Source organism: Sphingorhabdus sp. (assembly GCF_046292425.1).
Lineage (GTDB): Bacteria > Pseudomonadota > Alphaproteobacteria > Sphingomonadales > Sphingomonadaceae > Sphingorhabdus_B.
On the sequence record NZ_JBKBQV010000002.1, the window covers coordinates 47,682 to 69,309 of the forward strand.

At 52.3% G+C, this 21,628-nt stretch carries 16 protein-coding genes and 2 tRNA genes; 7 read left to right on the forward strand and 11 right to left on the reverse strand.

Annotated elements, in window-relative coordinates:
- Positions 1-125 precede the first annotated feature (125 nt).
- The 3 genes from ACK4S7_RS00890 to ACK4S7_RS00900 all read left to right on the forward strand — a co-directional run bounded on the left by ACK4S7_RS00890 (position 126) and on the right by ACK4S7_RS00900 (position 2,674).
- Entirely contained in the window at positions 126-1,277 is a 1,152-nt protein-coding gene (locus ACK4S7_RS00890; RefSeq protein WP_409643537.1) for a zinc-dependent alcohol dehydrogenase, read from the forward strand.
- Between the two features lie 9 nt (positions 1,278-1,286).
- Positions 1,287-1,790: a hypothetical protein gene (locus tag ACK4S7_RS00895; protein ID WP_409643539.1), complete on the forward strand. Its 504-nt coding sequence runs from the start codon at positions 1,287-1,289 to the stop codon at positions 1,788-1,790.
- A gap of 104 nt (positions 1,791-1,894) precedes the next feature.
- A complete protein-coding gene (locus ACK4S7_RS00900) occupies positions 1,895-2,674 on the forward strand; it encodes a ferredoxin--NADP reductase (RefSeq protein ID WP_409643542.1) in 780 nt (259 codons plus the stop codon).
- 20 nt (positions 2,675-2,694) lie between these two features.
- On the opposite strand, the gene ACK4S7_RS00905 is transcribed toward ACK4S7_RS00900, so the two are convergent.
- Positions 2,695-5,046, reverse strand: coding sequence for a zinc-dependent metalloprotease (locus ACK4S7_RS00905; protein WP_409643544.1), 2,352 nt, complete (start codon positions 5,044-5,046; stop codon positions 2,695-2,697).
- 527 nt (positions 5,047-5,573) lie between these two features.
- On the opposite strand from ACK4S7_RS00905, the gene ACK4S7_RS00910 reads away from it, so the two are divergent.
- Together ACK4S7_RS00910 and ACK4S7_RS00915 are read left to right on the forward strand one after the other, a co-directional pair.
- Positions 5,574-6,581, forward strand: a complete 1,008-nt coding sequence (locus ACK4S7_RS00910) for a hypothetical protein (RefSeq protein WP_409643546.1) — start codon at positions 5,574-5,576, stop codon at positions 6,579-6,581.
- A gap of 79 nt (positions 6,582-6,660) precedes the next feature.
- Positions 6,661-9,219 carry a hypothetical protein gene (locus tag ACK4S7_RS00915; protein ID WP_409643548.1) on the forward strand — a complete coding sequence of 853 codons (2,559 nt, stop codon included), beginning with the start codon at positions 6,661-6,663 and terminating at the stop codon, positions 9,217-9,219.
- A gap of 64 nt (positions 9,220-9,283) precedes the next feature.
- Here the strand turns inward: ACK4S7_RS00915 and ACK4S7_RS00920 are convergent, their stop codons facing one another.
- Positions 9,284-11,191: an acyltransferase family protein gene (locus ACK4S7_RS00920; RefSeq protein WP_409643550.1), complete on the reverse strand. Its 1,908-nt coding sequence runs from the start codon at positions 11,189-11,191 to the stop codon at positions 9,284-9,286.
- A gap of 409 nt (positions 11,192-11,600) precedes the next feature.
- Between ACK4S7_RS00920 and ACK4S7_RS00925 the strand changes: the two genes are divergently transcribed.
- Positions 11,601-11,768, forward strand: a complete 168-nt coding sequence (locus ACK4S7_RS00925; RefSeq protein ID WP_409643553.1) for a hypothetical protein — start codon at positions 11,601-11,603, stop codon at positions 11,766-11,768.
- Between the two features lie 18 nt (positions 11,769-11,786).
- On the opposite strand, the gene ACK4S7_RS00930 is transcribed toward ACK4S7_RS00925, so the two are convergent.
- The 8 genes from ACK4S7_RS00930 to ACK4S7_RS00965 all read right to left on the reverse strand — a co-directional run bounded on the left by ACK4S7_RS00930 (position 11,787) and on the right by ACK4S7_RS00965 (position 19,545).
- Positions 11,787-12,464, reverse strand: a complete 678-nt coding sequence (locus ACK4S7_RS00930; RefSeq protein ID WP_409643555.1) for a Crp/Fnr family transcriptional regulator — start codon at positions 12,462-12,464, stop codon at positions 11,787-11,789.
- Positions 12,465-12,896: 432 nt separating this feature from the next.
- Positions 12,897-13,895 (reverse strand): sensor histidine kinase, encoded by a 999-nt coding sequence (locus tag ACK4S7_RS00935; RefSeq protein WP_409643557.1) that lies wholly within the window; start codon positions 13,893-13,895, stop codon positions 12,897-12,899.
- Between the two features lie 547 nt (positions 13,896-14,442).
- The gene (locus ACK4S7_RS00940; RefSeq protein ID WP_409643559.1) at positions 14,443-15,483 is read right to left on the reverse strand and encodes a PAS domain-containing protein; all 1,041 of its coding nucleotides are present in this window, start codon (positions 15,481-15,483) and stop codon (positions 14,443-14,445) included.
- A 236-nt stretch (positions 15,484-15,719) separates the two neighbouring features.
- Complete coding sequence (locus ACK4S7_RS00945) at positions 15,720-16,238, reverse strand: hypothetical protein (protein ID WP_409643562.1); 519 nt, start codon at positions 16,236-16,238, stop codon at positions 15,720-15,722.
- A gap of 279 nt (positions 16,239-16,517) precedes the next feature.
- Positions 16,518-16,594, reverse strand: a tRNA-Pro gene (locus tag ACK4S7_RS00950).
- 66 nt (positions 16,595-16,660) lie between these two features.
- Positions 16,661-16,737 (reverse strand) — tRNA-Ile (locus ACK4S7_RS00955).
- A 65-nt stretch (positions 16,738-16,802) separates the two neighbouring features.
- Positions 16,803-17,831, reverse strand: a complete 1,029-nt coding sequence (locus tag ACK4S7_RS00960) for a polysaccharide deacetylase family protein (protein ID WP_409643564.1) — start codon at positions 17,829-17,831, stop codon at positions 16,803-16,805.
- 1 nt (position 17,832) lies between these two features.
- A complete protein-coding gene (locus tag ACK4S7_RS00965) occupies positions 17,833-19,545 on the reverse strand; it encodes a histidine kinase dimerization/phospho-acceptor domain-containing protein (protein ID WP_409643566.1) in 1,713 nt (570 codons plus the stop codon).
- A 163-nt stretch (positions 19,546-19,708) separates the two neighbouring features.
- Here ACK4S7_RS00965 and ACK4S7_RS00970 point away from each other — a divergent pair, with 163 nt between their 5' ends.
- The gene (locus ACK4S7_RS00970) at positions 19,709-20,185 is read left to right on the forward strand and encodes an Lrp/AsnC family transcriptional regulator (protein ID WP_409643568.1); all 477 of its coding nucleotides are present in this window, start codon (positions 19,709-19,711) and stop codon (positions 20,183-20,185) included.
- Positions 20,186-20,232: 47 nt separating this feature from the next.
- Here ACK4S7_RS00970 and ACK4S7_RS00975 read toward each other — a convergent pair whose 3' ends face one another.
- The gene (locus ACK4S7_RS00975) at positions 20,233-21,564 is read right to left on the reverse strand and encodes a hypothetical protein (protein ID WP_409643570.1); all 1,332 of its coding nucleotides are present in this window, start codon (positions 21,562-21,564) and stop codon (positions 20,233-20,235) included.
- Positions 21,565-21,628: the final 64 nt, after the last annotated feature.

Below are 21,628 nucleotides of genomic sequence, written 5' to 3' on the forward strand. Positions count from 1 at the left end.
CATCGAAAGTTCATCATTGTTCCCGTTCGGGGCCCTACCCCACCTTTCGCACAAGCTGGCCCTTATTGCCGTTTCTCCGGAACATCGAATGTGGGGTTCCGTTGCCATGTCACAAAGGAGCACACATGTTGGCAATGGATTACCGCGGACCTTACCGGGTCCGCCTTACAGAAAAACCGATGCCGGAAATCCTACATCCGCAAGACGCTGTTGTTCGCGTCACACGGTCGTGCATTTGCGGTTCCGACCTCCATCTCTATCACGGACTAGTGCCCGACACCCGCGTGGGCATGACATTTGGACATGAGTTTTGCGGCGTGGTCGAGGAAGTCGGTCCCGACGTCCAGAATCTCAAAACGGGCGATCGCGTTCTTGTACCTTTCAATATTGCCTGTGGTAAATGTCATTTTTGCAAGCAAGGACTGTTCGGAAATTGTCATGAATCCAATGCGCAGGCTACGGCGGTCGGCGGCATATTTGGCTACTCCCACACCGGCGGCGGTTATGACGGCGGCCAGGCAGAATATGTTCGTGTGCCTTATGCCGATGTGGGTCCTCATATTATCCCTGAGTGGATGGATTTGGACGATGCAGTATTGTTGACGGATGTTGTGCCCACCGGATATCAGGCAGCCGAAATGGGCGGCATTCAAAGGGGTGATACCGTCGTCGTGTTCGGTGCCGGACCGGTTGGAATAATGGCCGCGCGGTGCGCATGGCTTTTCGGCGCTGGTCGCGTGATTGTGTTTGATATGCTGGATTACCGGCTTGAATTTGCACGAACCTATTGTCCAGCAGAGGTTTATAACTTCAAAGAGATCGACGATGTCGTTCTGTTTATGAAAAAGACGACTGACGGCCTTGGTGCTGATGTCGTAATCGACGCCGTGGGCAGCGATGCCAGAGGCAATTTCCTCCATACATTGTTCGGTACAAAACTTAAGCTTCAGGCTGGCTCGGCCATCCCGCTTCATTGGGCAATAAATTCAGTGAAAAAGGGTGGCATTGTTTCAATCGTCGGCGTGTACGGCCCGACCGGCAACATGGTTCCCATCGGCAATGTGGTGAATAAGGGGCTAACGATCCGTGCAAATCAGGCATCAGTCAAACGCCTGTTACCGCGTCTCATCGAACATGTGCGTACTGGCCGCATCAACCCAAAAGCGATGATCACGCATCGGGTCCCCCTCGCCGATGTCGCTGACGCATATCATATCTTCGCAGCAAAACTTGATGGCTGCATCAAACCTGTGTTGTTGCCAAGTGGCGAACAGTAGGAAACCTACATGAACATACCTGTAAAAAGCCTTAGTCCTTTTCTCGCAAACACGTCAGCAATCATCGGTTGGGGTATTGATGCCGACCCCAATAACGACCCTACCTACCCGATCCGAAATCAATTGGGGGACAGAGGCCTGACGCGCCAATGGAGCCGTCCTCCGGTACAACAGCCCCATGTCGAAATCCTGCAATCGATCGAGCATTTACGTCAACCTGCTGTCGTCGGCACATCCACCCCGCCCAAAGGCCTAAGTGGCATGTTGCGCCGGAGGGCGTTTCGTTGGAGTGAGTCCAACTGGCTCCACTGGTTGATCCTGCTAGGCGCAGATCGAATTAATGTGGTCGAAGGCATAATTACTGATTTGCTACGCGGGCGAATTCTTAACATCCCTGCGGAAATGGGTATTCGTTCCGAACTAAGGTATAACAAAAGCGGCTTCATCAAAAAGCTGCTGGTTATGACCTTTATATTAGTCAGCTTCGTCGCACTTGCATTCTGGATCTGGTAGCCGCCCGACAATAACTGGCCGCAGATGCCCCACAGCGGCGAATGAAGGCCCTCTTTTTCGCTCAAAAGAAATGCTTATTGTGAAAACGGGCAACTTGCGTCCAAATGACCGCCCAATCTGGATCGGATGTCATGGCGTTTTCCACAGTCAAAGTTCTCACCACTCATCAGTGGAACACGGGCCTATTCTCTTTTTCGGTAGAGCGACCCACTTCCTTTCGTTTTGTCAGTGGCCAGTTTGTGATGCTGGGTCTCATGGTAAACGATAAGCCATTGATGCGTGCTTATTCCATAGTGTCGCCATTTTGGGAGGAATCACTGGAGTTTTTAAGCATCATCATTCCCGATGGTCCCCTCACCAGCCACCTGTACAAAATCAAACATGGCGACGAAATCCTTCTAGGCGCGAAGCCGACCGGCACGTTGACCATGGACGCCCTTATCCCAGGCAAGCGCCTCCACATGATTGGCACCGGCACGGGGCTCGCGCCGTGGATGTCGATCATTCGTGACCCTGAAATCTATGAGCGTTTTGAACATATCACCGTCCAACACACCGTCCGGCAAATTGAGGATCTGGCTTATCGGGATCTGCTGGAAAGCCAGCTGGCCAATGATCCACTCGTCGCGGCCGAGGCCAAGCAACAGCTTTCTTACGATCAATCGGTTACAAAATGTCCAACCTGGATCCATGAAAATCGCCGGATTACGGAACGTATTGCCTGTGGGGACTATCCTTTGGATCCAGCTATAGACCGCGTGATGCTCTGCGGCAGCATGGCCATGATAAAGGAGACAGGTGCTCAGCTTGAGGCCCTTGGCTTTATCGAAGGCGCGCACTCACACCCTGGCACATATGTGCTTGAGCGCGCCTTCGTGGGTTAACATTAAATCGGCATAATAGATCACCCGATGGGCATCCCTGGCGGAACCGTGGGGAGAAGTGTCCGGTCGTTAACCGCCGCGGCCAGCGCCGTTTGATCCGACAATAATGCACCAAGCCCACGTCGCCATTCCGCCTCAGCGTCCGAACCGCGGCTGGACGCCAGACGCTTGCTCCACGCCAACAGCTTTCCATTCAACTGCATGGCGATTGAGCGTGCTAGGCCCTTTTCGCGCGCTGTCCTCGCCAAATCCAGCGCAATGGTCGTCGCAATCCTGCGGCCAACCGCACCCGTCGAAGCGACAGAATCCGCTTGAGAGATTAGTCGCCCAATGACATCCACTGGCGACGGTATGGCAGACGTGCTGGCATGCTGCATTTCCAACCGGTTAAGCCGTTGCGGGTCAAGCAAGCTATCGAGAACATGGACAGCCCCAATTTCCGTTGCACGCAAACTGTCAAATACTGGTCCGCCCGCCGTGGGCATGATTTCAATCTGCGTTGCATAATCGCCGTCGTCCCCTTGGGCATAGGATAATATTGGTTGAAGACGCGCAGGAACGGTCAACGCCTCAACTGACAAAGCACTCAAAAGCGCATCCAACACGGCAATTTGCGCGCTTGCCGAAGCATTTGTTACCTGCACCGCGTCACCCGCGAGCGCGCTTGGGCTAGTCACGCCACCAAGCGTTTTGGCGGCTGCCTCAATCTGGAAACGGTGCAGCATCCAGATCGGAACGAACGCTCGCCGCAGACTGGCAAGATCCTGCCCGGCAGGAATCGCATCCACATTGAAGCGCGCGAGCGCTGCTTCGCGCACTTTCATAACGCGGCCAAGTTCAGCCACCGGATCGGCATAATCGTCCCACAGGGCACCTTCCGGGTTGCCTGTGGATATTGGGCGCGCATCATTGTCGGAAACGAACCGGAAACCCTTTGCCTGCGCGTCCTGTGCCATAAGGCGCGCAGCTTCGTCGGTTTCGGCATACAGATATCGCGTAGTGAACTTGTCCCACTCACCTATACCCACACCATAAGCGTCGCTTAAATCTATCTTGCCATTTGTCAGGGTCACGCGCGGTGCAGGGTAATCCATAACCGAATAACGCGATTGTGTACTGGATGCGAAGTTGTGTTGAAAGCCAAGCGTGTGACCAACCTCATGCGCGCCAAGCTGCCGGATCCGCGCGAGCGCGGCGGCAACGGGGTCACTGGGGTCCCCACTGTCGGATAGTCCTGCGCCGACCAGCGCTTGAAAAATGAGTACGTCCTGCTGCGCGCGCAAAGAGTCGAGCATCACGCTGCCCTTGAGTATCTCGCCGGTGCGCGGGTCAATGATGCTTGAACCATAGGCCCATCCCCGCGTCGCCCGGTTAACCCAGTTCACGACATTGTAGCGCATATCCAATGGATCGACGTCGGCTGGCAACTCCTCCACGCGGAAAGCGTCTATATAACCGGCCGCATCAAATGCCTCGGCCCACCAACCCACACCGTCCAACAAAGCCTGCCGGATCGCTGGCGGCGCAGCAGAATCCACATAATAGACAATTGGCTTTTTAACCCGCGAACGTGCAGCATTCGGGTCAGTTTTTTCAAGTCTGTGCCGCAACGCGACCTTGCGCAGCATGGAACGCCCAAGCGGTACGGAAAAGTCATATTGAGGTACGTTGATGATATAATCATATGGATCATGCCGCACGGGCATCGGAATGACAGGCAAACGCACCAATGAATGACGCACCCATAAAGAAATGTCAGCGCCCGTTGGCGACACATTGCGCAGTTCTGGCGGTGGCCTGTTTGCGGTAAAGCTTAAAAGCGCGGAGAATTCAACATTGTCGGGAAACATACGCACTTTGGCCGGGTCAGCGACAGATCGGTTGGCAAGCAACGAATATCCCTCGCCAAGGCCTTGCGCAAAACCGAAATGATCCATCGCCAGAAAGGGCGCAAAATCAAATTTGAAGCTACCGTCCTTTTCGGTAGAGGTGATGTCACCCACCCACAATGTGGCATTCGTAAAGCTGTTGGCAACTGACGCCTTTTGTGCAGCTGAACCAGACGTTGCAACAAAGGTCGTATTTTCCAATTCAGCTATCACCTTGGCGCCGGCGCGCCTGAAGCGAATGATGCCGTTACGCAAAGGCGCTCCCCGGTCAACACCCGTTGCAGAGGATCCGATCCCGGTTTCAATCTGGGCGACATACAGAAAACGACCCGCAATACCGTCAGCATTCTGACGTGGCATTGTCAGGATGATCTTGCCATCCTCTTGCCCTGCCGTAACAGGAACCAGTGTGCTTTGACCGTATGCTGGCAAAGCTGGCCCCACCGCCGTCAACAGACTGGCCAGAATAACGCGTTTTATCATAAGCTCCACCTCTTGCAGGTGGCTTAAGGTAAACGTCTAAACTGTCAATTGGAGATTGGTGCAGCCTCCGGCTACACCAAAAGCGGAACCAAATGGAATTGCCGTTCTGCTTCCAGCGCGAAGATTAACAGGCGGGTGCGAAGTATGCTGCTTATCCGTCTTCTGCGCTGACGCTTCTAAGTTGGATAACATGGATCGCTTGGATGGGATGTTGCGCTAACAGTCCTTCTGTCAAAACCGCCCCGAAAACATAATAAACTTTGCTGCCACAGCGCTTTTTATTTCTACTATGGTTATATAACTAAAAGTATATAAATAATATCACCAAAGTAAACATTACTTCATTACTAGTAAATATCTTACAAAATACTGTCCCATTTTGAGGCGTCAACTTGCAATGACTCGCATTGTCAAAGTTAATGTTGTATTAACTAATCCGGGTTTGCGACTCAAGGGGAATACCCCTGATCTCGACTGACTGGCGTACTTTTTAAAAGAGCTACGCCCAACAAGATGGGGAATAGGACATGAAAAAAGCAAAAATCTTAATGATGATCGCACTGTGCGGATCATCTCTCTCACCCGCAATGATGACACCTGCATTTGCAATCACGCCGTCAGGCACAACAGAGGCTGCGATGGCAGCCAGATGCGCAACTGATCTCGGTGCGTTAGGAGGCGGATCTCTTCGTGACGGTACGCCTGTTTACAGCACGGTCGTTGTAGAACTTGGCTCGGTAAACGGTCCGACCACGGAAGTACCAAATTCGCGCGTGATTGACCCTGCGAGTGTCGTTGGAGCAGGCATATTCACGCTGTCCGCAAACACGATTGAAGGTGAACCATATCGCGTTGGCGGAAGTGTCAATATGTTCGGCAAGGAGGTCTCTGGCCGGAAAGACTGGTCCAAGAGCGAGTATAATTTCACCGCTGACTATTCGACCACCACGACATTTTCTTATAAATGTGAGGTAAGTCAGGCGACGGAGACATATTATCCTGGCACTCCTCCCACACCAGTGCAGGGCTATTACATAAACTGCGATTTCGGCAACGGACAAGGTAATGACAACTCGTCATCTTGCGAAGAGGTAGGTCAACCTCAGGGTGCTTGCGCAGCCTACAATGGTACAGGTTCGTCGCTTCCGTTCTGGGGTACGGATAAGGAACAATGCAAGTTCATCAAAACAGGTGACGGAGATCCTGGTGAGCCTGCTTACTGGGAAACTGATCCTGACCTGACGCCACGCCCTGATCTGAGCACGCAGCATACTGTCGACGAAACCAATATCGCTGAAGATGTTCCGGGTCGTGAATTAAATGGCGGTCCGGTATTTGAACTTGGACGGTTTATCGGACAGGCAGTCATCTGCATTTCACCAAGCAAGACTGTAAAAGGTGGCGTCCCAGGCGCTTGGCAGACTCAAAACGGCTACACCGGTAGCAATTGCACCACGGCTTGGTTCAATGCAGCACCTTGGGGTGCTGGCTCAGAAACAAGCCAGGGAACCTATATTTCAGTTCCTGCAGTGTAGTTAATCACTATTTAATCAATAAATCCGAAGACTTGCCCCGCTAAAGCAATTTAGCGGGGCTTTCTTCGAGAGGATAGTCATGCCTAAATTCCCTGAGAAATTATTTGGATTATTATCGGCTTGCTCATTGCTCGCGCTTTTACCAAGCGTGGTGCTTGCTCAGGGGGAAGTACCTGCGGAACAACCAAAACCGGAAATTAAACTAAACCCCGACGATCCGCAGATTGTCGTGATTGGCAACAGGACCATCATTGCCAGCCTTAAAGACGTAAAGGTTGAGCAGACTTATGATGCGGACCGCGCGCAATCCTATGGTGCAAGCACGGTTGGAGAGCTGCTGGATAACCTGTCTCGGGAGAATGGAGACAGCGCTCCGTCCCTTCTGGTAAACGGACAGCCGGTCGGCGACCTTGGCGATATCTCGGATTTTCCGGTGGAGGCAATAAGCCGGATCGAAGCGCTGCCCCGCGGCGCGGCTTCACGGGTTGGCGGCACCGCAGGACAGCGCGCCTATAATGTCGTCCTTCGATCATCGGTCAAAAGCCTGACAGCGACTGCCAGCGGGCAATTCGCAACCGAAGGCGACTGGCGGAATTACAAGGGTGAAGCTCTCGCTACCTATATAAAAGGCCAAGATCGGGTCAATTTGACATTCCGGCGGGCCGACTCTGATTTCCTTTTTAATTCGGACCGCAACATCACGCCACTTGCGGAGTCAATTCCTTTTGCGGCTGCTGGCAATATCATCCCGCAGTTCGGGACCGAAATTGATCCGCTACTGAGTGCGATCGCGGGACGTCCGGTGAACACGGTGGCGCTCCGATCAGATATCCTGCGGCCAACGCTCGCAAACCTGATCGATGGAGCCAACGCAATCAACCCAAGCAATGTTGGCGACTTCCGGACGCTTCGCGGCGCAAACACGCCCTATGAATTGAGCGTCGCGGGAAACAAAACGCTCGCGAGCTGGCTTGCCCTGTCATTTAATGGACGCTTGAACTGGTCCCAGACGACAAGTCAAAGCGGACTGCCTTCTGCACGTTTTCTCATTCCAGCAGATAATCTGTTCACACCTTTTTCACGCCCCGCGATAATAGCGATTAACGACCCCGTTCGGCCACTTCAGAATGTAAGCAATTCGACGAACGGTTCCGTTTCGGCGACCCTGAACGCTAATTTTGGCGGATGGCGGGGTACTGTCCTGGGCAGATACGATGAACAAGAGCGCAAATATAGCAATGAACGGGTCGGCGTAATTACCGGCGGATTAATTACCGTTGACCCCACGACAAACCCGTTCGCAGGCACCTTGGCCGGCCTTATACCGATAAATAAGAGCCTGACCCGAAGCAAAACGAAATTGTCCCAAATATCGGGCGACTTGGAAGGCCCCCTATTTAGCGTTCCGGCGGGCTCTGTCCGGCTTCGCGCTGGGGGCGCCATGGCTTGGTCCAACCTTGATGCCAGTGGGTCCAGCAGCTCAAATGACCGATCATTCCGGCGCCGGGAATTTACCGTCAAGGCCGGGGTAACGTTACCAATAACCGGCGGAGATGGTTCATCCGGATTCATGCCAGTGATCGGGCGGACAGAGATTTCTGTGGACGGCGCCAGATTGGACCTTGGCCGATTTGGGGACATCGACCGTTATTCTGTAGCTTTGAATTGGGAACCGCTTGACTGGTTGAACTTCTCTGCCAGCCAGGCAAAAGACGGTTTTGCTGTTGCGCCAGAACTGCTCTCTGCACCAACGATTGTAAACGATAATGTAAGCTTCTTTGACCCCCTGACGGGTGAGACAGCGGATGTTACCATCATAAATGGTGGCGCCGCCAATCTGCGCAACCAGACCCAGCGTGTAAAAACTTTATCCGCCACCGCGAGGCCATGGCAGAAATATAATCTGCAATTGAACGCCAGTTACCTCGTTACGCGTGTTAAAAACCAGATTGGCGCGTTGCCGCCACCCAGCACGGCAGTCGTAGTCGCGTTTCCGGAACGTTTTCAACGGGACAGTTCGGGGCGGCTTATAGTTGTCGACAACCGAACGGTGAACTTTGCGCGTCAGAACAGCCGTGAACTGCGGACGGGTGTGGGTTTCACCGTGCCGCTTTCTCAAAACGTACCGGGTTCACCCCGTCCTGCTGGACGGCGCGCAGGACGTATCAATCTACAGGTAAATGCTTCGCACACCTTCCTGCTCGAAAGCGAAACGGTTATTCGGGATGGTCTTGGTGTTGTCGACCTTCTTGATGGAGGCGCCATCGGAATTGGTGGGGGGCGTCAGCGCAACGTCAGCGATGCAAGCATTGCCCTTACCCAAGGCGGCACCGGCGTCCGTTTGAATGCCGCGCGCAGAGGCGCAAGTTTCCTTCGCACAGGCTCGGTTGCTTCCCCCGACCTGCTGACATTTGAACCTGTCACCAAAGTCGATCTGCGCGCCTATGTTGATATTGGCGCATTCGCACCCAAATCAAAATTTGCGAAGGGCACAAAGCTTACCGTGGCGATGGAAAACCTGACCAACAGCAGACAGCGTGTGACGAATTCGGCTGGAGCCGTACCTATTAGCTATCAGCCGGGCTATGTGGATCCCATCGGACGCACAGTGATGGTCGAAATACGAAAGGTGTTCTGATTTGCTGGAGTTGCAGAGTTTCATCGCAACAACAACGTTGCGTTTAAACATTGTCGATTGACCATTAGTTGGTGATAAAATTCAAGAGCTTATCATATTCTTCTAATGAGCGAAAATGCTGATAGGCCATTTTAGATCCGTGAATCGATATGTGCAGACCATCTTGGCTGTAGGGATGCTTCCCTGCATCCAAGCCACCCGCCGACCTATGATAATTTCCAAATAGCGATTCTTGACTAAGTATCCTGACGCGTGGGGAGCCTTTATAAACATCGGCAAGATGTAATAAAAACATCTCTGAAGCCCGGTCTTTCCTGGCATCGGGGTGCAATCTGTTGTGAATACCGTACGTGTATAGTTCTACAGATTTCCTGTTATAGTGCTTCGGCGTGGGCATGAAAATTATCTTGGCGCTGCTATTTTTGATAATCTCGTCGGCCGCGCCTCTCACGCTTTCCAAGTCAACAGAACTCCAATCACCCGAAAGAACGATCACGTCGTAGTTTTGGTAACTGCTCGCGACGTATCTTCTGTTTAACTCGCACTGTTTTTGTGAGGCAGAGCGTAAGGGTCCATAGAAAATATTACTCATTGAGGGGTGACACCAGTTGGTCGTAACGGAACGAATATGTAAGTTGTTCTCGATGCCTAGTGCACGGTAGAACGGTTCCCAGTGGGCAGCGAGACTATCCCCAAAAACAAGAATTTTTTGTCCGCTGCCTTTGGAAAGCAAGCATTTCAGTCCGGCTTGGCCTACTTCGAGATTCATCAGGTCTTCAACTGAATAGAAACAATATCCATTATCTATTTTTGGCAAAGCAAACTCGCCCGATACAACGTATCTCGGCAAAGTGTAAAAAGACTCAAAACCTTTGGTCGCATGCCCGACTAAACCCATCGCAACAAACATGCTCGCGCCAGCACCGCTGGCAAAAAGCACAGCCCGGCCCGAAGGCAGGATGGATAGAGCACCCCTACGGAAGGGTTTTTCAATAAGCACCCAGCTGAAGTACGCCAGTATGATCGATAGCGCCGCAAGTGCGACCATAAGAACCGGCGGAGGCTCGGTAATACTTCGGATCCGCGCAAACGCAAATAGAGGCTGATGCCACAAATATGCGCTGTAGCTTATCAAGCCAATGCCGACAAATGCAGGCTTGCCCAGCAACTGCGCTGCCCAAGACGCACCGCCGCCAAACATTATGATCAGTGCAGCGCCGGCAACCGGTACAAGGGCATATACACTCGGAAAGGGGGTCGTACTATCATAGTAAAAGATAGCAAAAACAATCAGCATCAGACCCAGCAAACTCAGCGAGTTACTAGTTCTCGGCTCTCGGCCAGATAGCCAGAAAGCGCACATCGAGCCTACAAGTAATTCCCAAGCTCGGGTCGGGGCAAGATAGAAGGTGGCGCTCGGGGCATCCTGCGAACCCCATTCACTGAGCAGCAAACTTGCGGCAGCTAAACCCGCAACTGCCCAGAATGCGCGTTTTCGCCCAAACCGCCAGAAAAACATTAGAAAAAAGGGGAATAGCAGATAATACTGCTCCTCAACCGCCAAGCTCCACGTGTGAAGTAATGGCTTTAATTCAGCGGCGGCAGTAAAATAGCCCTCCTCGCGCCAAAACAACACATTGGAAGCAAACAAGGTAACGGCGATCAGGCTCTGCGCAAAATCCTTCAGTTCAGTCGGTAGCATCCACATGAAAGCAAAGGGAACACAACACGCCATTACGAAAAATAGCGCAGGCAAAATGCGTCGTGCCCGCCGTTCATAAAACCGCACAAGGGAGAATTTGTCGAGTTCGAGTTCGGCAATGAGAATGCTTGTAATCAAGTAGCCGCTGATCACGAAGAATATGTCAACGCCAACATATCCCCCGCTGAACACCGTTATGCCCGCATGAAACAGTATGACCGGGACAACCGCGACAGCCCTCAGTCCGTCGATTTCGCGACGATACATCATTTTACACCCCGCCCCTGCCCGACTGGCGTCATATCATCTCGCTACATTGACAGATAGTGCGCAAAGCATTGCATAAATTGAATCATTATTGGGAAATGTGGCGGTGGTAGCGAGTTGCATAGTAACGGCCGACAGTTCCATAGTTAGTAGCAACAGTGCAGCGTCAATCTTCTTGACGTTGCCAGTCGGCTTCCACCGCCAGTCAAGAAATCCGCCCTACTCGAGGCTGTTGCAAATAGCATTTTTAAGCGCACGGTTGCCTAAGTGAGTAATATAGCAGGTAGAGTATTCAGATTGGGCGGCTGAGGCCCTTACCGGTATTGCTAAATATCAAAATTTTAACCAATGTTAATGAACGTCCACAATATGGGCGTAATATTGATCGCACGGCTCGATCGAGGTGTGCGAAATGGTTATCGGATTAGAATGGCTCGGAAGCGAAAAGAGAACTTCAGGTTCAGTTCGTGTGTTGCTGGACGACGGTAAGACCACCCAGTTGCTTCCGGCTATCGAATATGTCGTTAGCGAGTTAAAGCCACCAATTTATGAATTGCCGACACCGTCCGCAGAACCGTAAAACAGACGCGATAGCTAATTAGCCGCGCGATCCGTTGTAATGCAGGTATCGTGGATCAAAATCGCCGATTTGACGCAATAGCGCCCAATTATCTATACGTATGGTTCGTTTTGTTTTGGTGATGCAGCCCTCGGCGCTTAGTGCCTTGATGACTCTGCTGACATGAACAGGAGAGAGCGCCAGCACGTCGGCAAGCTCGTCCTGGCTCATTGGCAGCTCGTAATCATTCTGTTCGCCAAGACCAGCCATTTTTAGCCTCAGCGCAAATTCGCACAGCACATGCGCCAATCGTGCTCGCCCATCACGTCTGCCTACGTTTAGCGTCCACTCGCGGAAGATGGAGCCATCGACAAGCGTCTCGTACCACAAGAGGTAAGCGACAAGAGGATGACTGACGATCAGGCGCTTTATAGAGGACATCGGGATGAAGGCGGCTTCAACTTCGGTCAGGGCTTGAACGTTGTGGTCCGACCAGCGCAATAGCGAGTTGTGAAGGTCCACGACGTCGCCGCGCATGTGGATTGAAAAGATTTGCCGTCCTCCGTCACCAGCTAACTTGTGACGTATCGCAAATCCTGAAAGTAACACACATGTCTGTTGTGGGGAGTCGCCTTCTCGCGCGATGAAGGCGCCAGACCTCAAACGTCTAACAGTAAACGGCAAGGCCAGAATGGCCGCTTCGTCTGCCACTGTCATGTCGCCCCAAAGCCCAAGCTTTTTTACCATTGGCATCAGCGTCGCTGATTGAGGATTTAACACACTGTACTCCCATCGTTTGACGGGAGCGCATCGCATCTCTCAGTCATCGGTAAGCCAGAAATGCCCGATGATGGGATTATTCTAACGCGGTTCCTTCTGCATTGACACAGGTAAATAACGCAAGAACTATACCTGTGATAACTATTTGATTTTCGTAGGCCGGATGGTGCCCCTTTGCCGTCTGCTGACCGGAAGGAAGGTAGGTCGATGCTGACCGCAAAACGCATCCTCCGCGGTAAGGATGAAATTATGGGCGCCCTCTTACTTTGCGTTGGCGTAGCAGAGGCGGGCGGAATTGGTCTGGGGCCATCAGGCTACGCTGATCAGACCTGTAATGTGTGCGTGATAGGGCCACCAACGGGTTATACGCTACTGGGGCAATATGCTTGCCCGCGCGGTTACGGTCGCGACCAATCCAGCAGGTTGCCAGTCGTAGCTGATACCTCCTGCGAGTTCCGACTCTAAAATTCGGACCAGCATTTTGCTGCCAAATCCGGTCATGGTCGGTCGTTCGGCAACTACGGGACCTCCTGTTTCTGCCCATGTAATTATCAATTTCTCGTCCTGTATGACCCCGGTTATGGCTAAAGTGCCTTCCTGACTGGATAGCGCGCCATGCTTGGCCGAGTTTGTGGCCAACTCGTGGATAACCATTGCCAAAATATTTGCGGTTTGTTCGCCAATTCCCATTCGAGGCACGGCAACCCGGATGCGGTCGTTAAACGCGCCTAAATCGTCGTATGGAGCCAGCAAAACCGTAATAAGGTCCCCAAGCAACGCGGCCCTACCGTGAGACTCCGGCAGAGGCCGCACAAGGTCATGTGCCCGTCCGAGCGCCGATAGTCGCCTCATCAAATCCTTGGTCATCTCTTCTACAGATTCGCATGATTGAGCGGTGAGTGCTGTAAGGCTACTTGCAATTGCCAACAGATTTTTCACACGGTGGCTCATCTCGCCCGCTAACAGTTCGTGTCCCTCCTCAGCTTGCTTGCGCCCTGTGACATCAAGAAAAACACCAAACATGGTTCGATCGACAATTCCCTCGTCTGCTCCTTGACCACGCGCAGATATCCACCTGATTTCTTGTCCTAACATTATACGAAAATCTATTTCATAAGGTCCAGCAACTGCTCTTGTCGCAACAAAAGCCGCACGCACGCGATCACGATCCGCAGGATGAATGTGCGCGGAAAGCTGTTCGAATTCGAGTTTTTCAGACCAGCTTAGTCCCCAAAGCTCAAATCCCCTCGGGTCCATATAGAAGCTGTTATCATCGACGTTCCAACGCCACAAAGCGACACACGCCGCGTTGACAGCCAGTTGAAGTTGATCCACGCTCCAGGCGCTGGCAGACGTAAAGTTGCTCACGTTATCTTTATACCCTTCGCTCAGATTAAGTATAGCGAGATCAATGTCGTCGACAACTTCAGTGTTTGGAACAAAATACTAAAACCGGAAATAACACATGTTAAAAAGTTCATCGTCCATTCAAGGACACTCGCGGTCCTGATCTACATTATGTCGCTACAATATTGGAATGCCACCCTGCATAGGGCGTATTTTTTGCCAACTGGCGGTTGTAGTCAGGGGCGCCGTCGCTCCACCAGAGTTCCCCCCTCTCTCCAAGCGCACGCTTTGCGGCGTCCACGTGCCGTCGGGCTTCAATTTCGGCTTTCCTATCCCGCGACTTTAGCGCACTGCCAACTGCGCGCCTTGCAGACATCAGCTGATTAACAAATTCTAATCTGACGTCAGGGTCAAGCGAAGGATTTGACATACGCCATAGACGACCGCGCACTACAAAATAGCGCCCGTCCGGGGTTACAGGATACGCACTACCGTTCGACACGATCGGAACTCCGGGCCTCTGCTCCGCGATTACATCCACACAGCGGGTGAATACGCATGTTAGCCATTAGTCTGCTTGCGCCACGGCGTGCGGAACGACGATAGTTGCTTCCAATAAGTTTTGGGAAACGTGGAAGTTGAGACGACCTCCCAATTGATGCTCAATAACTGCCTGAACCATCTGCAGACCAAACCCCCCTTTTAGTTTGGCGGGATCAACAAAACGCGCAGGTTCACGCCAGTTGATGACAAGTGCTTCCTCTTCAATTGCACATTTTAGCTCAATCATCCCCGCGCCTGCAGCTAACGCCCCGTGAATGCGAGCATTTGCTACTAATTCATGAATCACCAACCCAAGCGGCTGGACAATTTCGGGAGCTAACTCGGCTGCTGTCGCGTCCACTATTACGCTGTCCGTAACCTCGTGCGCCGCTAATTGCTGTTCTATCAGTTCGGTCAAGCTTACAGATTGCCAGCGCCTTTCTGCCAAAAGTCGATGAGTTAGGCTGAGAGCGTGAATGCGGCTATTAATGGAATGCGAAAGACGTTCGGCATTTTCGGCGCGGGATAACCGGACTATGCTTTGGATTAGCGTTAAGGCGTTTAGCGTGCGATGATCCACCTCCATCAAAAGGCGGCGTTCACTGGCTTCCAATTCTCTGGCCCTGTGTTTCAAGGTCACGTCTTCTTGGGATGCAAAGTGATATAAAAGCTCGCCGTCGTCACCACGAATTGCGCTGATTATCAAAGAGTTTACGAACGGCGTCCCGTCCTTGCGGTAATTCAGAAGTTCGATTTCAATGCAATCGTCCCCCCGACACAAGGCGTCGTGTATCTTTGCGACATCAGCCCGTAACGTGTTTTCACCTTGTAAAAATCGGCAATTTTGACCTATAATTTCGTCGGAGCTGTAACCGGTAAGATCTATGAAAGCCCTGTTGGCGAGAATGATTGGGTTATCTGGCAACCGAGCATCTGTGACCACCATTGGCGTTCGCGTCCGTTCCATTGCAACCAATGCTATCTCACGCCGATCGGCCAAGTGCTGATATGTTGCAGCCGAAGGATGGTCGCCGCGGAAAGTTGCGACGCTATCTGATTTAGACATAAGACACTCGACAAACATAGGCACTCAAGCAGTGATTGGCTAAAGGTCCGCAACGTGGATAGTTCCCGCAGTTCGACAAGTTTGGCAAAAATTTGCGATATTGTGGGTTCAAGGCTGTCGCAGATTCTTGCGGTTAGAATATGCAGGTCTGGTTTTAGCACCCTTGATGCCCGACTGGTAAGGATTCGACGCAGCGCATCCAAAGCTAATAGCTGCAACCGGGTCTGACAGCCCTGCTAAAGCGAACCTGTCTCGAGCACTTTGGAGCCTTGCTGAAAAGGCTTATCGATGACCTCAAACACGAAAGTTACCAGGAACAGCGCCGCTGCGCCGATGAGCGCAAGCAAGAAGATGAACTGTATAAGCCTATTCCAGTATCTGGCTAATTCTGCCCGTTCTTCAAAGGTTGGTTTCCGGCCGAGTCCCCTTTGTTTTTTGTCCGTAATAATATCAGACTGCTCAAGGGCTCCGTTGACTAATAAACCAAGGTCAATGACTTCCGATACTCTAACCCCACAAGTGCTGTCCGACGACCAGCGCACATGCCCCACCACTTTCGAGGGGCCCGTACAGATTTCAATATATGATCCACGATCAGGCAGTTTTCTACCTGTCAGGGCCACTCCGTGTCGAGAAACGTTTAAAATTACAGCATCCGACCAGCCACACTCGCCACGAATACGGGCCCGCAATAGCGTCATCTTTCGGTCATCACGCTCGCGGAAATTTTGCATGCGGACAAACACTGCATTCACATGTATAAGTCAATGTAGCGATACTACGGGACCGCGAGTTACCCGTTGTTAAGCACGACCTTGGATTGCGTGCTCACACGAAAAGAGCAACTTCTGTCTATGGCTTAGCTAGTCTCGATTCGCGGCGGCATGATCACCTGCCCGGTTTATTCTCGCTCAAATGGTCACCATCGCTGCACCTTGCACAAATGTCGACTGTGTCAGTGGATGCTACAGTGATGCATTAACGGCTGTGATAGTAACCATTAAAATCGAGGGAATTCTATGGTTTTCAGAAAATGGTCGGGGAGACAGGATTCGAACCTGCGACCCTCTGGTCCCAAACCAGATGCGCTACCAGGCTGCGCTACTCCCCGACATGGGATCACTGGTATAACAATGTCCTCGCGGCTGGCTGCTCGCCAACTTCGCAACAGCGAAGCTGGTGGGCCCGGAGGGACTCGAACCCCCGACCTAGCCGTTATGAGCGGCCAGCTCTAACCAACTGAGCTACAGGCCCTGACCGGCTCGCCAACTACCTGCGCGCCGATAGCCGAACTTTAGGAGATTAGGCAAGCCTTTATCTTACCTAAAACCCGTAATTCCGCTCGCCTTCTTTATCTCGGCCATATTTATGGGCTGAACAGCCCGATTGTGCAGATATGAAAACACGCCACTTAGCCACGCGTAAAGCCGTTCGAGTTGCTCGACGTTCCGGACATAAGGCGTATGGCCGACTGCCAGTGATGGGGAATGCAAAGATATATTGATGATGGGCAGGCGGTCAGCCATGGCAAGGTCAACCCCGCGGAGAGCTTTCGCCAAAGGAATGCCTTCCGGGGTAAGCGCGATCCTCTCCAGCAGACGTGACCGGGACAGCAGGGCGCGTGCCTGAGGCGTGCAAAGACGGCTGTTGAATATACCCTGCGCCCTGCCGCGTAGCGCCCCTGCAAAAACCGTCGTCAGCGGCAGCTCCATGACACTTCCCTTGCGCACCCAATAAGGTCGGCCGGTGTGCCGGCTGAAATCAGGACCATACGTATCCGAATAGTCAAATCCTGCGCGCACAGATGAATCGATAGCAATGCCGAGTTCTAGCAGGATGTCGGGGGTCGCGGCTCCAACACCATAGCGCCCTGCCCGGTATGCGTCGGGTTGCACGCCTATGCGCCGCACAATTGCATTGTATAGGTGCGTAAGCTTTGCGCGTTCCAGCTCGGCAGGCAAATTGCAGGCAAAGCTATTTCGAATGTTTAGTTCTTCAACAAAAGGCGGATTGACCCAAGGGTGTAACTGTATGCCGATTTCGGCGCGCCCATCCCTGGTGTACCCATGCAACAGGTCTGCTCCGAAGTTGTCGTTTACCACCGGCAAATCAACCATGTAACAAGGTGTTATACCAAAATTCTCACAAAGTTCCTGAAATTTCGGCAGATGCTTGAGATGTTCTGTGCCAAAGCCTGCTCTTGCAAAAGGCTTGCTCCAGTCAAATTCTTCTTCCGTGTCGACTGTCACAACGAAACGCGGACCGCCTAATGCACTTGTATCTACATAATCATAAGGCTGGGCGGAGAGGCATGCGGAATTTACAAATTGCCCCTTTTGCCTCGGCATTTCATTCCCGCTCTTCGTCTCTAAATCCGGCCCGGCTGTCGTTAACGGCAGGCACTGATACTATAAGAGATTGATTAGAAAAGCGTAAATCTCCGCCGACACTTCGTGCTAGACTCCGAACAAGACGTAAAGAGAAGCCAAGACCAAGCAACGGCGCCTCGTCATTATCGTCGATCGATCCGGGGCCAGAGCCAAAAAGCTCGCTTTCCTGCATCTCGATCAGCTTCTTCGGAAGTGTCAGCACGAACCGGTTTGTGGCGTTGAGCCCAGGCTCTGTTCGGAAACGGCCATCGAGCACTTCACCGGGCGCGCAACCGATTATGACGGCGGACAAAAGCCGGGAAAATAACCGCTCTGACAGTTGATGGTCGATGGCAAATGGTCTTACTGGATGGGCGTGCATCAGGTTTAATGTAACCTGCAAAAGGTCGGTCAAGCCGTGCAGACGCTCTGCAAGCCGTTGGGACAACCAGTCACACTCGGTCACACCTGCTTCCGCCAGATAAGTTCCCGTTTCGATAGTAGCCGCGGTGGACAGGTCGTCAAATCCTGACAACAACCGTTCCGCGTCATGCAAAATATTGCCCGCCAATATGCGGTAATCTTCGGTCACTGGACCAAAGAGTTGCTGTTCAATAATTTCCGAAAAGCCTATAATCGCACCCAGCGGCGTGCGCAGTTCATGCAATAATTGCTGGATATGTTCAGCTTCATTTGCATGACTTTCTGGAATTAACGCAACTTCTGAGAGGTTTGGCCGACGCAAAATGCCGCGGTAGCCATTGAAACGCCCGCTCACCCCGTCGAAAAACGGGGACGCATTTATCCGCCAGTCACCTGCGATGGCAGGTGCGCCACACAAGCGCATCCGGGCATTTTCAAGAGGCATTTTTTGGCGGAACGCCGCCGCGCCATAGGCATCCGGGCCCGGGCCGTCATCAAAGGCTGGCTCCGCAATGTCGACGCCGACGATAGCGCCAAGTGGCGCACCTTCCACCCAGCATATCGTTCCATATTCATCAGCTTCGAACCGGATTTCGTCAATCGGGTTGATGTCGATTTCAAGCTCGTCCGGGGCGACCTGCTCAGCTTCTGGCAGATCAAGCGCCGGAATTTCTACGGGAGCAGCGCCCATATCAAGTGCGACAGGCTCACGGGCGGCTTCAGCAGGCTCGCTATTTTCGCGCTCAAACCGCAGGCGCTCGATACGTTCGACGATGTCGCGTATTTGTACACTCTGCCGGTTCGCCGCAATGCTCTCGGTTTCCTCCACATCTTTTGACAAGACGAAATCTGCTGAAGACCATAGGACAAGCGCGCGCGATGTCAGCGGCCCCATGTCTCGCCGGTTCCGCAAAAACCCGCGCGCCCGTGTCGATAATTGCGGAACAATTTCTGCCCATTCCTGATCGCTCAGCCGGGCTCCATTAATGGCCGCAGAGGCAACGGCGGGTATATCTCCGGACAATAACAGCAACAATGGCGCGGATCGAAGACGACCTGCCAACGCGCGTACGCATTGCTCCCGAACCTCGGCTGGCACGATATCCATGAACTGCCGCACCTTCTGCAAGCCGATTGCAACCGATTGCGGATCAAAATCAACGGGATTTTGAGCTAGAATATCAACAAGTTGTTGCCACTTTGCGGACAGGCCCAAGCCTTCGTCGTCCGTTTGACGCAAGGTAGTTTCAAGACGGTCGTCAAAACGCAAAGTTCGGTAGTTCCTGTTACAGCTTGTTGCTGATGAGGGGCGATAAACACCTTATCGGCTGCGCGAAAGCATCAATTTAACGCCGTCACACTATGGGACAATTGCAATCCCATATAATTATATTATAAGCTGGAGGCATAATAGATATGGAAATAACGATATCATGGCGAATATGAACCTCGACGCGATAGATATGAAGCTTTTGGCCGAATTGCAGGCAGATGGTCGCATCACAAATGTTGAACTCGCCACAAAGGTCGGACTCACGGCGCCACCTTGCCTGCGTCGTATGCGGGCCCTGGAGCAATCAGGCACGATTAAGTCTTATCATGCGGATGTCGACGCCAGTGCGCTGGGCTATACTATCACGGTGTTCGCGATGGTTAGCCTTAAAAGCCAGGCCGAAGATGATCTGAAGGCGTTTGAGCAGCATGTCCGCGCGCTACCCGACGTTCGAGAATGTCACATGTTAAACGGTGAAATTGACTTTATTTTGAAGATCGTAGCACGGGATCTTCAGTCTTTTCAGGAATTTCTGACGTCAAAATTGACCTCCGCGCCTAATGTTAGCAGCGTCAAGACATCGCTGACGATCCGCACCGCCAAGGACGAACCCGGCGTTCCAATACCATTGGCATAAAAAAAGGGCCTGATCGCTCAGGCCCTTTTTCGTTTAATTTGGATGGATCAGGTAACTGGCGTTGCCGCCGCTGGCGCAGCGGTTGGATTTGCGAGATGATTAATGTACATCGTCCAATATTCTGCGATAGCCTTGCGGTTTGCACCAGTGATCATCGCAAAGTCAGCCTTTGCACCTGCATAATCGCCCAACATCGTTTTCGACATGGCAAGGCGGAAACGGGTGCGGTCAGTTTGATCCACGCCATCCTTGTCAAGCACGGGTCCCTTGCCCAGCGCCGATTCATAAAGCTCTTTCGCGGTCTTGTAGTCCTTGTGCGAGAAGAACGAATCTCCCGTCAATGAAGCCAGCATGCCCTTCGGACTCGCCTTTGCAGGCGCAATCGTTCCGGCCAATGTGCGCGTGTCTTCCGCGAGACGCCCCTTGGCTTCGTTGTACCGCTCGCTGAACGTCACATTGTTGCGCGAAATTACGCCCTTTGCGAAGCCTTCCTCAAGTACCGAAACCGCTTCAGCAGGATAGCGGACGCCAATATAGCTTAAGCTGTCCAGATAAGAGGCATATTCCTGTTGAAACCGAAGTCCGTTGGTTGCGCGCATCAAGCGCATTATATCCAATGTTTCTTCGGGATTGAAGTCGCGTGAACGGTCAAAAAATGCCAGGGCATCATGCCAATAATCCGGATTGTTTTCTGCTGCTACCAACTCCTTGTAAAAATTGGCTGCGCCAGCATAGTTCTTCGCCTTTGCCGACAAAGCTGCTGCGCGCACGACATAAGCCTTGTTTACCGGTCCCGCCGCTTTGCTCGATTCAATCGCTTTGCCAATCCAGTTAACGGCGTCCGCGTCCTTGTTTTGTTGTGACATGGCATTGGAGATCAGGAACTCGATATTATTTGCGCGATGGCCCATATTATAGGCATCGATCATATACTTCTCTGCATCGGCGAATTTCTTGCCATCATAAGCGATGGCGCCCTTGCGAAAGGTGTATTCTTTCTTCAACTCAGCAGGCGTCGATGCCGACGCGAGCAACAGGTCGATGCCTTGCTCTTGAAATGCCAGATCCTTCAACGGCGCACCGATGTTGATGGCGAGAATCCCTGCTTCATATCGGTCATCGTCATTGCCAATCGCCGCGACGACCGTCGGAAATGCTTCCTTTGCGGCTGCTGCATCCTTGTTTTTATTCAGCAACGTCACGACGGGGGTGTAGGCCGCGATGAAAGGCTTTGAATAGTTCTTCTTTGGCGCTGCTGCTGCCGCTTCCTTGCCTTTTTTCTCTTTCTTGGGCTTTTCATTCGACTGCGCAAATGCCGCAGGTGCAGTAGATATCGCCACCAACGAAAGGGCTAAAGCAAATTTTGAAACCAGTTTCATGTAACTCTCCGCGTTAGTATGTTGGCCGAGGCCCTTGATTGACTTGGTTTATAGGACCTTGCCA

Coding starts and splice junctions, on each gene's coding strand:
- ACK4S7_RS00920 (WP_409643550.1), bottom strand. CDS start 11,191: ATGATGTATCGTCGCGAAATCGACGGACTGAGGGCTGTCGCGGTTGTC.
- ACK4S7_RS00925 (WP_409643553.1), top strand. CDS start 11,601: ATGGTTATCGGATTAGAATGGCTCGGAAGCGAAAAGAGAACTTCAGGT.
- ACK4S7_RS00975 (WP_409643570.1), bottom strand. CDS start 21,564: ATGAAACTGGTTTCAAAATTTGCTTTAGCCCTTTCGTTGGTGGCGATA.
- ACK4S7_RS00930 (WP_409643555.1), bottom strand. CDS start 12,464: ATGACAGTGGCAGACGAAGCGGCCATTCTGGCCTTGCCGTTTACTGTT.
- ACK4S7_RS00890 (WP_409643537.1), top strand. CDS start 126: ATGTTGGCAATGGATTACCGCGGACCTTACCGGGTCCGCCTTACAGAA.
- ACK4S7_RS00915 (WP_409643548.1), top strand. CDS start 6,661: ATGCCTAAATTCCCTGAGAAATTATTTGGATTATTATCGGCTTGCTCA.
- ACK4S7_RS00905 (WP_409643544.1), bottom strand. CDS start 5,046: ATGATAAAACGCGTTATTCTGGCCAGTCTGTTGACGGCGGTGGGGCCA.
- ACK4S7_RS00970 (WP_409643568.1), top strand. CDS start 19,709: ATGGCGAATATGAACCTCGACGCGATAGATATGAAGCTTTTGGCCGAA.
- ACK4S7_RS00895 (WP_409643539.1), top strand. CDS start 1,287: ATGAACATACCTGTAAAAAGCCTTAGTCCTTTTCTCGCAAACACGTCA.
- ACK4S7_RS00940 (WP_409643559.1), bottom strand. CDS start 15,483: ATGTCTAAATCAGATAGCGTCGCAACTTTCCGCGGCGACCATCCTTCG.
- ACK4S7_RS00900 (WP_409643542.1), top strand. CDS start 1,895: ATGACCGCCCAATCTGGATCGGATGTCATGGCGTTTTCCACAGTCAAA.
- ACK4S7_RS00910 (WP_409643546.1), top strand. CDS start 5,574: ATGAAAAAAGCAAAAATCTTAATGATGATCGCACTGTGCGGATCATCT.
- ACK4S7_RS00960 (WP_409643564.1), bottom strand. CDS start 17,831: ATGCCGAGGCAAAAGGGGCAATTTGTAAATTCCGCATGCCTCTCCGCC.